General features: G+C 53.4%; 12 protein-coding genes. All 12 read left to right on the top strand.

The annotated features are described in order from the left end of the window. Nucleotides 1-9: 9 nt before the first annotated feature. The 12 genes from GZH47_RS04200 to coaD all read left to right on the top strand — a co-directional run bounded on the left by GZH47_RS04200 (nt 10) and on the right by coaD (nt 12,474). Nucleotides 10-1,485 carry a sulfatase family protein gene (locus GZH47_RS04200; protein WP_162638816.1) on the top strand — a complete coding sequence of 492 codons (1,476 nt, stop codon included), beginning with the start codon at nt 10-12 and terminating at the stop codon, nt 1,483-1,485. 412 nt (nt 1,486-1,897) lie between these two features. Continuing rightward, nucleotides 1,898-2,854, top strand: a complete 957-nt coding sequence (locus tag GZH47_RS04195; RefSeq protein ID WP_162638814.1) for a D-2-hydroxyacid dehydrogenase — start codon at nt 1,898-1,900, stop codon at nt 2,852-2,854. A gap of 4 nt (nt 2,855-2,858) precedes the next feature. Then, nucleotides 2,859-3,218 (top strand): CidA/LrgA family protein, encoded by a 360-nt coding sequence (locus tag GZH47_RS04190; RefSeq protein ID WP_162638812.1) that lies wholly within the window; start codon nt 2,859-2,861, stop codon nt 3,216-3,218. After that, nucleotides 3,208-3,897: an LrgB family protein gene (locus GZH47_RS04185; RefSeq protein WP_162638810.1), complete on the top strand. Its 690-nt coding sequence runs from the start codon at nt 3,208-3,210 to the stop codon at nt 3,895-3,897. Before GZH47_RS04190 ends, GZH47_RS04185 begins: the two co-directional genes overlap by 11 nt. A gap of 212 nt (nt 3,898-4,109) precedes the next feature. Beyond that, complete coding sequence (locus tag GZH47_RS04180) at nt 4,110-5,336, top strand: peptidylprolyl isomerase (RefSeq protein ID WP_162638808.1); 1,227 nt, start codon at nt 4,110-4,112, stop codon at nt 5,334-5,336. A 274-nt stretch (nt 5,337-5,610) separates the two neighbouring features. Further along, complete coding sequence (locus GZH47_RS04175) at nt 5,611-7,233, top strand: peptide ABC transporter substrate-binding protein (protein WP_162638806.1); 1,623 nt, start codon at nt 5,611-5,613, stop codon at nt 7,231-7,233. Nucleotides 7,234-7,315: 82 nt separating this feature from the next. Beyond that, entirely contained in the window at nt 7,316-8,251 is a 936-nt protein-coding gene (locus tag GZH47_RS04170) for an ABC transporter permease (protein ID WP_162638804.1), read from the top strand. Further along, nucleotides 8,248-9,165 carry an ABC transporter permease gene (locus tag GZH47_RS04165; RefSeq protein ID WP_162638803.1) on the top strand — a complete coding sequence of 306 codons (918 nt, stop codon included), beginning with the start codon at nt 8,248-8,250 and terminating at the stop codon, nt 9,163-9,165. Before GZH47_RS04170 ends, GZH47_RS04165 begins: the two co-directional genes overlap by 4 nt. A 20-nt stretch (nt 9,166-9,185) precedes the next feature. Continuing rightward, nucleotides 9,186-10,184 carry an ABC transporter ATP-binding protein gene (locus tag GZH47_RS04160; RefSeq protein ID WP_162638801.1) on the top strand — a complete coding sequence of 333 codons (999 nt, stop codon included), beginning with the start codon at nt 9,186-9,188 and terminating at the stop codon, nt 10,182-10,184. Further along, nucleotides 10,181-11,149: an ABC transporter ATP-binding protein gene (locus tag GZH47_RS04155; RefSeq protein ID WP_162638799.1), complete on the top strand. Its 969-nt coding sequence runs from the start codon at nt 10,181-10,183 to the stop codon at nt 11,147-11,149. Before GZH47_RS04160 ends, GZH47_RS04155 begins: the two co-directional genes overlap by 4 nt. 209 nt (nt 11,150-11,358) lie before the next feature. Continuing rightward, nucleotides 11,359-11,952, top strand: coding sequence for a 16S rRNA (guanine(966)-N(2))-methyltransferase RsmD (gene rsmD, locus GZH47_RS04150; RefSeq protein ID WP_162638797.1), 594 nt, complete (start codon nt 11,359-11,361; stop codon nt 11,950-11,952). Nucleotides 11,953-11,955: 3 nt separating this feature from the next. Continuing rightward, a complete protein-coding gene (gene coaD / locus GZH47_RS04145; RefSeq protein ID WP_162638795.1) occupies nt 11,956-12,474 on the top strand; it encodes a pantetheine-phosphate adenylyltransferase in 519 nt (172 codons plus the stop codon).

Here is a 12,474-nt window from a genome sequence, read left to right as displayed (position 1 = left end):
GGCATTGGCATGTCCAATAGACCGCATATCCTGATTTTCAATCCTGACCAATGGCGAGCGGACGTCGTCGGCCATTTCGGCAATCAAGCGGCGGTGACGCCGAATCTGGACCGTCTCGTGGAGACCGAGGCGGTATCTTTTCGTCATGCTTACTGCCAGAACCCTGTCTGTACGCCGAGCCGATGCTCGTTCATGAGCGGCTGGTATCCCCATGTCCGCGGTCACCGGACGATGTTCCACATGATGCACGAGGATGAGCCCGTGCTGCTGAAGACGCTGAAGGACGAAGGTTATACGGTATGGTGGGGCGGCAAAAACGATCTCATCCCGGCGGATACCGGGTTCGGCGCCTATTGTGACATCAAGTACGTGCCGGAGAAACGGCCGCGGCCGGAAACGAACCTCCATGCCGCCGACGGATGGCGAGGCGATCCCGAAGGGGACAACTACTACTCGTTCTATGCCGGCAAGCTGGAGAAGGCGACGGACGAAGAGCTTTATTACGACGGGGACTGGGCGATGGTGCTCGGCGCGATCGATTTTATCCGCAGCGCGCCGAAGGATAAACCGATCTGCATTTATTTGCCGCTGCTTTATCCGCACCCGCCGTACGGCGTCGAGGAGCCCTGGTTCGGCATGATCGACCGGAACAAGATGCCGTTGCGTACGCCGGCGCCGGATTGGTCGCGCAAGCCGAGCATGCTGAAGGGCATCTTCGACCGGCAAAAGCTGCAGGGATGGAACGAGGAACGCTGGCGCGAGCTGCGCGCGACCTACTACGGGATGTGCGCGCGCGTCGACCATCAGTTCGGTCTCTTGTTGGACGCGCTCAAGGAAACGGAGATCTACGATGACACGGCGGTTTTCTTCTTCTCCGATCACGGCGATTTCACCGGCGATTACGGGTTGGTCGAGAAGACGCAGAACACCTTCGAGGATTGCCTGACCAACGTTCCGTTCGTCATCAAGCCGCCGCTGGGCGTGAAGACGGCGCCGCGCGTCAGCGAAGCGCTGGTCGAGCTGATCGACTTTCCCGCCACTGTCGAGGCGCTGCTGGGCTTGACGCCCTGTCACACCCATTTCGGGCGTTCGTTGCTGCCGGTGCTTGCCGGCGAGACGGATGAGCATCGGGACGCGGTCTTCGCCGAAGGCGGACGACTTCACGGAGAGTTGCAAGCAATGGAGTTGGAGAGCACGTCGATGAGCGAGCCGAGCGGCTTGTACTGGCCGCGAGTCGGCTTGCAGCAGCTCGATGGGCCCGAGCATACGAAGGCGGTCATGTGCCGGACGCGCGATTATAAATACGTGCGGCGCTTCTACGAGCAGGACGAGCTGTACGATCTAAAGTGCGATCCGATGGAGGTCCATAACCGGATCGACGATGCCTCGCTCGCGGACGTGCTGGCCGCGCTCAAGGAGCGGCTGCTGACCTTTTATATGGAAACGGCGGATGCGGTGCCGTTGAAGACGGACCGGCGGACGTGACGAACGCGAATGGACGAGAAAAGCGGCTTGGATTGTTTCGGGGCCCGGTCGCGAGTAAATATAAAAAAGCAGGCTATATCAGTGTGAATGATACAGCCTGCAATATGCGTTGTTCCTTGTAAATACTGGGTGTTATTTAAACAGTAATAAAAAAATCCGGGGCTCGCATTGCTGCGAGCCCCTTTCATGGGAGAGGAGAAACCGGACGAAGAGCTTATGGGGAAACGTAAGTCTTCTCCGCGGTTGTCTACGGCATCTCGCGACGCCGATATAATAAGAATGCCCAGATTGGAGCGTTCTATACCTCGGACGGAAATTTATTCCGAATATGTTACGGGGTGTGCGATCATGGTGTATGATCGTACTATTGGTTATCCATACATACATGCGAGCGAGAGGAGCGGGAACAAGTATGAAAATCGTTGTTTTGGACGGTTATACGTTGAATCCAGGCGATCTGAACTGGGACGAAATCGGCAAGCTGGGGGAACTGACGGTCTTCGATCGAACACCGAAGGAGGAAATCGTCAGTCGTGCGGCCGGTGCGGAAATCATTTTAACGAATAAGACGCCGCTGACGGCAGAAACGATCGCGGAGCTGCCTAAGCTTCAATATATAGGCGTATTGGCGACCGGCTTCAACATCGTGGACGTCGAGGCAGCGGCGAAGCGGGACATCGTCGTGACGAACGTGCCGAACTACAGCAATAATTCGGTTGCGCAGCTTGTGTTCGCGTTTCTTCTGGCGCATGCCAGCCAGGTCCATGCGCACAGCGAAGCTTCGCGCGGCGGCCGTTGGGCGGCCGGGCCAGACTTTTCGTTCACATTGTCTCCACTGCACGAGCTGGCCGGCATGACGCTCGGCATTATCGGTTTCGGCAGTATCGGCCAGCAAGTCGCGCGGATCGCTCTGGCGTTCGGCATGCAGGTCATCGTTCACTCCAGAACGGTGAAGGATATCGCAGGTTTGGAGTCGGTGCGGTTCGTTTCGAAAGAAGCGCTGTTCCGCGAGGCGGATGCGGTTTCGCTGCATTGCCCGTTGACGCCGGATACGCAGGGCATCGTCAATAGCGAGACGCTCTCTCTTATGAAGAAAGACGCAATTCTCATCAATACGGCCCGCGGCGGACATGTCGTCGAACGTGAATTGGCTAACGCCTTGAACGAAGGCATCATTGCCGCGGCCGGCTTGGACGTGCTGGGCGTTGAACCGCCAGCGCCGGACAATCCGCTCTTGTCGGCGGCCAACTGCATGCTGACGCCGCATATCGGTTGGGCCACGGTAGAGGCGAGAGGGCGGCTGATGGCCATTGCCGCCGACAATCTGCGCATGTTCCTGCAAGGCGGCGCGGTTAACCGGGTGAACTGAGCGCATGCGCGGGTTTTGCATCATTATGGGCTTTGACGGCGCGGGCTTCCTGCTGCATCAGGTGGCCGGACTGCCGCTGCCGTCGCATGTGCTGGGGCTGCTGCTGCTGACGGCGGCCCTTTTTCTGCGCGTCATTAAGCTGGAATGGGTGGAAGACAGTGCGGCTTTTCTAACGAAGCATATGATGTTGTTTTTCGTGCCGCTGCTGGCTGGAGCTGCCGCATTCCTGCCTGCGCTCGGCGATTCCTGGCTTGCCGCTGCGGTCAGCCTGACGATCGGGACGGCGCTGATCATGGTGACCACGGGGCTTGTGACGAAAGGGCTCACGCATAAGCGGAAGGAGGAGGCGGCAGATGAACGATAGCCTGCTTGCCGATCCGCTATTCGGGTCGGTACTGACGCTTGGCGCTTACGCGGCGGCTATATGGATTTATCGCAAAATCTCGTGGCTGCATCCGCTCATCAGCGCGCCGCTGCTCGTGTATCTCTCGCTGCAGCTTGGCGATATTTCGTTCGAAACGTACAAAATCGGCGGCGATCTCATCTCCTTCTTCCTCGGACCGGCGACGGTCGCAATGGCCGTGCCGCTGTATAAACATGCGATGCGATTAAGGAGCATGCTGCCTTCGCTGCTGCTAGGCGCTTTCGTGGGCAGCGCTGCCGGACTCCTCGTGAACGGGGCTTGCGTGCTGCTGTTCAGCGGAACCGACGAATTTCTTCGGTCGGCGCTGCCGAAATCCGTGACCGCAGCCGTTGCGGTGGACTTGTCGTCATGGCTTGGCGGTTCGCCGGGTCTGACGGCAGCGTTAACCGTTTTGACCGGGCTCTTCGGCAGCGTGACGGGTCCGTGGCTGCTGCGTCTTTGCGGCGTGAAGGATCGCATATCCGCCTCGATCGCGATCGGCGCGGCGGCGCATGGCATCGGTTCGGCGCGCCTGATGGCGGAATCGGAGGAGCAAGGGGGGCTTGGCGGCTTCGCGATGGCGGCGAGCGCGGTATTCACGCCCGTCTTGCTGCTCCCGGTCCATGCATGGCTTCTTTAATAAACATGAATGCCAAAGTTACAACTTATTCTGATTTGTATTTCTCCGGTATGAAGCGCAATGGACGGCGAAAGCGCTGCGCGTTTCATCGCAAACGACAATTTTTTATTTTTTTCATCTTTTATCTTTTCTTAAGGTTTGCCGATATTTTATCTGATATAGTGACACAGTAGAGAAAAGACGACTGCTAATGACGGAAGGGAGATTTCAAATTGAACGAGAAAGAGAAAGATTTGAAGCAAGACAACGAACTTTCGTTGGAGCAAGATAACAAGGCGGGTGCCGATACAGAAGAATCGACGCAAGAGCTTGCGCACGACCGCGAAGAAACAAATTATAGTTCCGCAAATACGCATGACCAGGAGCTTGAGCAAGATGCTGCCGAGGATCGTGAAGAGGAAGAGCGGGAAGAAAGAAACAATTCGGTATTTGCGGGTCATGCGCCTGGTGCCCCGGCAAGAAGCGGCGGCAAATCGTGGATGTACATTTCGCTCGGTTTGGCGCTCATTCTGATTGTCGTGCTGGTCAAGCCTCCGTTCGGCGGCGGTTCGGACAAGAAGTCGGTCGCATCCGTCAACGGCGTATCCATTACCAAAGACCAGCTTTATGATCAAATGGTGAAGCTTGGCGGCTCGCAAACCGTAGAGAACATGATCCAAGAAGAGCTGATCAATCAAGAAGCCGACAAAGCCGGCGTTAAGATTACGGATGCGGATGTCAACAAAGAAATCGATTATATCAAGAAGCAATTCCCGACAGAAGCGGATTTCGAAAGCGCCTTGCAGCAAAACGGCATGACGCTTGACGATCTGAAGGCGCAAACGCCGATGCAGCTGACGATTCGCAAAATCCTGGAGCCGAAAGCGACAGTTACGGAAAAGGATATCGAAGATTATTTCAAAACCAACAAAGCAAAGTACGATCAAGCTGAAGAAGTGAAAGCATCGCATATTCTTGTCGCTACGAAAGAAGAAGCGGATGCGATCCTGAAACAGTTGAACGAAGGCGCTGACTTCGCGACGCTGGCGAAAGAGAAATCGACGGACGGCTCCAAAGATGCAGGCGGGGATCTCGGATTCTTCGGCAAAGGCGTCATGGACCCGGCGTTCGAGAAAGCGGCATTCGCGCTTAAAGTCGGCGAAACGACGAAGGAACCGGTAAAAACGCAATTCGGTTACCACATCATTAAAGTAACGGATCACAAAGACGCCAAAGCGGCGACGCTGGCTGATAAGAAAGAAGAAATCAAGGAACAGCTCGTACGCGACAAAGTGTCTGAATTGTCGACGGCATGGCTGGACGATGTGAAGTCGAAAGCTAAAATCACGAATACGCTTGCGAAAGACGATGCGGCTGCTACGGATACAGCTACAGGCGCCGCAGGAGATGCAACAACGACCGAGACAGGTGCAGCGAACAACGCAGCAGCCGGTCAATAAATAAGCTATAGCTATACGTTCAATGCAGAAACACCGCAGCCATAATTTGGCCTGCGGTGTTTTTTTGCGTTACGGATATAATGTTAAAGGTAAAAACAGATGGAATGAACGTGAATTCATTACCTGTTACATAAATGTGAAGTTAATTGACATCATGAGATAGCAAATCTTTACAAGTGTTCAAAAACTGTTTTACAAATTGCTAAATCCGATGTATGATTGGCTACAGGTTTAAAAAATTATACATTTGAAACATGGAGGCGGGCTCTAAAGAATGAAAAAGAAAATGCTGCTTTTGGTTTCACTCATGCTGGTCCTGACAGGAATTCTATCTGCCTGCGGGAAGAGCGGATCGGGATCCGGTCAATCGTTCCGGATGAATCTTACGACCGAACCGCCAAGTCTTGACGTCGCGCAAGCGCAGGATCAAGTATCCTTCACTGTGTTGTCCGGTCTGTTCGAAGGTTTGACTCGCATGGACAAGGACGGAAACATCGTTCCAGGCGTTGCCGAGAAATGGGATGTATCCGCTGACGGCAAAACGTACACGTTCCATCTGCGCGATAACGCCAAATGGTCCAACGGAGATAAAGTAACGGCTCAGGATTTCGAGAATTCTTGGAAACGCACGCTCGATCCAAACCTGAATCCTCCAGCTCCATATGCTTACCAGCTCTATTACATTAAAAATGGTCAAAACTATAACATCGCTCAGGACAACCCTGATCACATCACGGATCCGGGCCAACTCGGCGTAAAAGCTACGGACGACAAAACATTGGTCGTGCAGCTCGAAAACCCGACGCCTTACTTCCTGAACATCGCGGCTTTCTTCACGGCTTACCCTGTGCATAAAGATTCGACGTTCGCAGAAGCTGCCGGTTATGTAGGTAACGGTCCGTTCAAAATGAAATCGTGGAAACACGGCGATTCGATCGAACTCGTTCCGAACGAAAACTACTGGGACAAAGACAACATCAAGCTGACTAGCGTTAAGTTCGCGATGGTTAAAGATCCGAATACCGAGCTGAGCATGTACAAAACAGGCCAGCTTGACTGGGCAGGCGCTCCGACAGGCAGCATCCCGACGGAACAAATCGCGAAATACCGCGCAGACAACAACAAAGAGCTTTCCATCAAAGGTATCGCAAGCACGTACTACTATAACTTCAACAACACGAAGAAGCCTTTCGATAACGCAAAAGTCCGCGAAGCGCTTTCGATGGCGATCAACCGCCAAGACCTCGTGGATAAAGTTACGAAAGCGGGTCAAGTACCGGCATTCGGCTTCGTATCGACAGGTATTCACGGCGTGAGCGGCGAGTATCGTACGGAAGTGAAAGACAACTACTTCACAGAAGACGTTGCAAAAGCAAAACAATTGCTTGCAGAAGGTCTTGCTGAAGAAGGCATGACGAAAATGCCTGCATTCTCGCTTTCCTTCAACGAAGGCACGCACGAGCAAGTGGCTCAAGCGATCGCCGACATGTGGAAAACGAACCTCGGCATCGACGTGAAGCTCGAGAAGCAAGAATGGAAAGTCTTCCTGAAAAACCGTCAAAGCCTGAACTACGACGTTGCTCGTGCAGGTTGGGGCGCGGATTATAACGATCCGATGACATACATCGATATGTTCACGTCCAAAGGCGGCAACAACGACATCGGCTTCAAGAACGCTGAATACGATGCGCTCGTTAAAGAAGCATACAGCACGAACGATCAACAAAAACGCGTAGACGCGATGGCGAAAGCAGAGAAAATCTTGATCCAAGATAACATGGCGATCATGCCGCTCTACTACTACTCGTCCGCGCAGCTGATCAAACCATACGTGAAAAACTACGTCGTGGATTACAGTGGCAACGTCGACTACTCGCATATTACGATCGAAAAATAATACGCAATAAGAATACAGGGGACATAGGGATATATGTGGTACACCCATATATATCCCTTCTCTATGATTGGAGAGTGCTTAGATGGTTCGGTACTTGGGTGGTAAACTTGTCAACATCGTGTTTTCCCTTCTTATTCTAGCCACCGCAACCTTCTTCTTAATGAAAGCAGTCCCTGGGGACCCTTTCACCCAAGAGAAGGCTATTCCACCGGAAATTAAAGCGAACATTATGGCGCATTACGGATTGGATAAACCGCTCGGCGAACAATATTTGGTGTACATGAAGAAATTGCTTCAATTCGATTTGGGACTTTCCATGAAAAGTCAAAATCGTACGGTTACGAGCATCATTACGGATTCCTTTGGCACATCGGCCAAAATCGGTATTTTTGCCGTTATCATTTCGGTTATCGTAGGTATTTATCTGGGGATGATGGCAGCACTGCGTCATCGAAAATTGGTCGATAATTCAGCGATGATGCTGGCCGTTATCGGCATTTCGGTGCCTAACTTCGTTATTGGATCCATGATTCAATATTTTTTGGCCGTTAAAGTACCGATTTTCCACGTGGCCGGATTGGAAAGTCCGATCGACTATGTGCTTCCCACGATTGCGCTGTCGACGCTCCCGATTGCTTTTATTGCCCGTCTTACCCGCTCTACCATGCTGGAAGTGTTGACTTCCGATTATATTCGTACAGCTAAGGCTAAAGGCTTGACGCCAAGAGCCATTCTTTGGAAACACGGTTTGCGTAACGGTATCTTGCCGGTCGTCACTTATTTGGGACCGATGACCGCTAACATTATTACCGGTTCTGTCGTCGTTGAACAGATTTTCGGTCTTCCGGGCTTAGGAGCCTACTTTGTAGACAGCGTTATGAATCGTGATTACACGCTCATTATGGGGATCACCATTTTCTATGCTGTCATTCTGATGGCTGCGCGTTTCGTGACAGATATTCTGTACATTTTCGTAGATCCACGCATTAAACTGAGCGGGGGTGTAGTTAAACCATGAGTCAAACTGCTCCGTCGCCGTTCGAAAAGCTGGAACAAAAGCATTCCGAGGCCGAGGTTATCGCAACCGAAAGCCGATCAACTTGGCAAATTACTTGGGCAAGGCTGCGCAGCAACCGCTGGGCCATGACCGGTTTGTATATTCTCGTCGCAATTACGGTGCTTGCCATCGTTTGTCCGATGTTTTCGCCGTATACGTCGTATACGAACGATTTGGATAATACCTTTGCATCGCCTTCGGCCAAGCATTGGTTCGGAACGGACAATCTAGGACGCGATTTATTTACGCGCGTGTGGATGGGCGTCCGTATTTCCTTGACAGTCGGCGTCGCGGCCGCATTGTTCGATTTGCTCATCGGTATCATTTATGGCGGTATCATGGGTTATGCCAGCAAGCGCGTCGGCGGCGTCATGAACAAAATCGCCGAAATGCTGTATGCCATTCCGCATCTGCTCGTCGTGATTTTGCTCAGCGTCGTTATGGGCTCGTCCCTCACGACCATCATCATCGCCTTGTCGATTACGGGCTGGATTACGATGTCGTGGATCGTCCGCGGTCAAATTCTTCAGCTGAAAACGCAAGAATACGTGTTGGCTGCCCAATCGATGGGCGCGAGCAACGCGCGTATCCTGTTTAAACATCTGATTCCGAATACGCTAGGTCCGATTATCGTTACGGTTACCTTGTCGGTGCCGTCGGCGATCTTCTCCGAAGCGTTCCTGAGTTTCTTGGGTCTGGGCGTTCAGTCGCCGGCAGCCTCTCTCGGTTCCTTGATCGGCGAAGCTTTGTCTTCGTGGACCTTGTATCCGTGGTTGATGCTTATCCCGGCTGCGCTGCTCAGTATCACGATGCTTGCCTTTAATATTTTCGGTGATGGTTTGCAGGACGCATTCGATCCGAAAATGAAAAAATAACAGCGCTGGGAGTGAGCTCTATGAACGATCCGATTTTAAGCATTACCGATTTGCATATCTCGTTTCACGTGCGCGGCGGAGAGGTTCAAGCGGTGCGCGGCGTCAGTCTGGACGTGAAACGCGGCGAGTCCGTGGCGATCGTCGGGGAGTCGGGCAGCGGTAAAAGCGTTACGGCGCAATCGATTCTTCGTTTGATTCCGACGCCTCCGGGCGAATACAAACAAGGCTCCATCGAATTCATGGGTCAGGATCTGCTGGCGAAGTCCGAGAAGGAGATGGAAGCCATCCGCGGTCATGAGATCGGGATGATTTTCCAAGATCCGATGACGTCGCTGAATCCGACGCTGACGGTCGGCCGCCAAATTTCCGAAGTGCTGGTTAAACATCAGAACATGACGAAATCGCAGGCTACGGATCGCGCGGCTGAATTGCTGACGCTGGTCGGCATTCCGAATGCTACGGATCGCGTGCGCCAATACCCGCATCAATTCTCCGGCGGTATGCGTCAACGGGTTATGATTGCGATTGCCCTGGCGTGCAATCCGTCGCTGCTGATCGCCGATGAACCTACGACGGCGCTCGACGTGACGATTCAGGCGCAAATCATGCAATTGTTGAAAGAACTGCAGGAGAAGACGGGCACGTCCATCATTCTCATTACGCATGATCTCGGCATCGTCGCGGAAACTTGCGACCGCGTCGTCGTCATGTACGCCGGTAAAGTGGTCGAGACCGGTACGAAGGAAGAAATCTTCAAAAACCCTCAGCATCCGTATACGCGGGGCTTGCTGCGTTCGCTGCCGCGTCTGGATCATAGCAAAAGCGAACCGCTTATCCCGATTCACGGTACGCCGCCGGACATGTCCGCTCCGCCGAAGGGCTGCGCATTCTGCGCGCGCTGCGACGAAGCGATGCGCATTTGCGTGGACAACGATCCGGTGAACTACCCGATCAGCGAGACGCAAGCCGCTAGATGCTGGCTCCACGACCCAGCCTGCAAGGAGGGTGCTAGCGCATGATTAGCAAAAACAACGATGTGTTGATCGAAGTCGATCACTTGAAAAAATATTTCCAGGTCGGCGGCAATCAGACGCTGAAAGCCGTCAATGACCTGAGCTTCGGCATCCGCCAAGGCGAGACGCTCGGCATGGTCGGCGAGTCCGGCTGCGGTAAGTCGACGGCGGGCCGCACGATTCTTCGCCTTTATGAACCTACCGCGGGAGCCGTAAACTTCCAAGGCCAGGACATCATGAAAGCGAAAGGCGCGAAGCTGAAAGCACTGCGCCGCGAAATGCAGATGGTGTTCCAGGATCCGTACGCATCGCTTAATCCGCGTTGGACGGTCGAGAATATCATTGCCGAGCCGCTGGATATCCACGGGTTGGCCCATGGCAGCAAAGAACGGAAATTGCAAGTCGAGCGTTTGCTCGACCGCGTCGGCCTTCGTTCGGAACACGCATCGCGTTATCCGCACGAATTCTCCGGCGGTCAACGGCAGCGGATCGGGATTGCGCGCGCCTTGGCGGTAAATCCGAAATTCATCGTCTGCGATGAGCCGATTTCCGCATTGGACGTGTCGATCCAGGCGCAGGTCGTTAACTTGCTGCAAGATTTGCAGCGCGATTTCGGGTTGACCTACTTGTTCATCGCGCATGACCTGGCGATGGTCAAGCATATCTCCGACCGCGTAGCCGTTATGTATTTGGGTAAAATGGTGGAACTCGCCGAAAGCGAAGAACTCTATGCCAATCCGAAGCATCCGTACACGAAAGCTTTGATGTCGGCGATTCCGGTTCCGGATCTCGACGTCGTGTCGAACAAAGAACGCATCGTATTATCCGGCGATCTGCCAAGTCCGGTCAATCCGCCAAGCGGTTGCCCGTTCCGTACGCGCTGCCCGTTCGCAACCGAGAAATGCGCGGCGGAGGTGCCGGCATTCCGCGAAGTGGAACCGAACCATTGGGCAGCTTGCCATTATGCCTAATTATTAGAAGAAAAGCGTTTCGCCCAGGCGGCGAAACGCTTTTTTTGACCTTGCTGGCAGGTATGGATGATCAAGAGCATGATGCCGGCATGCTTGCGAATCTTGCAAATAAGTTAAGCGAGCAACCAAATCTTTAACACCTCGGATGAAATGTGTTACGATACTTACCGTATGTAACCTGTTTGGTCGTGAAAGGGGAAGCAGCAGCATTGAGAGTAATCGCAGGCACGGCCAAAGGCCGTTCTTTAAAAGCGGTGCCGGGCAAGAACACGCGCCCGACGACCGATAAAGTCAAAGAAGCGATATTCAGCATGATCGGTCCGTATTTCGACGGCGGCTCCGTGCTTGATTTGTTTGCCGGCACAGGCGGTCTCGGCATCGAGGCCATGAGCAGAGGCGCGGATAACGCCGTCTTTATCGATCTGGAAGGAGCGAGCATCGAGGTCATCAAGCAGAACCTGCAAGCTGCCGGCTTGTCGGATCGCGCGGAGATTTATCGGACGGATGCCGTCCGGGCGGTCAAGGCGCTGGCGAAACGGGATCTGAAATTCGCCCTGGTCTTTCTCGATCCGCCTTACCGGATGAAGGACATGGACGATCTGATGACGGAGCTGGCGACTCGCGGTTTGCTGGAGGAAGACGCGACGGTCGTCGTCGAGCATGACGCGGAGCATCGGTATCCGGAATCGGTTGCGCATTACCGGCAGCTCAAGCATTCGGAATACGGAGATACGGCGGTAACGATTTACCGCTACGATGCAGGCGAAGCGTCTATTGAAACGGTTGGAGTAACGGAGGAATAAAATATGGCAGCAACGACATCGACAACAGGATCTCCGGCACGGCGCGTCGCGGTGTATCCCGGCAGTTTCGATCCTGTGACATGCGGACATTTGGATATTATCCGCCGCGCAGCCAAGCAGTATGATCATTTAATCGTGGCGGTCCTGAACAATACGAGCAAGAAACCGTTGTTCAGCGTGGACGAACGCAAGCAGCTGCTTGCCGATGTCACGCAGGATTTGCCAAATGTGTCCATTGATAGTTTCCGCGATTTGCTCGTCAATTTCTTGAAGTCCAAGGAAGCGCATGTCATCGTGCGCGGCATTCGCTCCGTAACGGATTTCGAATATGAACTGCAAATGGCTTCGACCAATCATCAATTGGACGGGGATATCGAAACCATCTTCATGATGACGAACCCGAAATATTCGTATTTGAGCTCCAGCATCGTCAAGGAAATCGCGATGTTCCACGGCAATGTGCAGGATTTGGTCCCGCCGGAAGTGCAGTCGGCGCTGATTGCGAAATATTCCGAAGCGTGA

This window comes from Paenibacillus rhizovicinus (assembly GCF_010365285.1).
Taxonomy (GTDB): Bacteria; Bacillota; Bacilli; order Paenibacillales; family Paenibacillaceae; genus Paenibacillus_Z; species Paenibacillus_Z rhizovicinus.
Note: the sequence above shows the minus strand (reverse complement) of the source record. Positions and strands in the feature narration are given on the sequence as shown.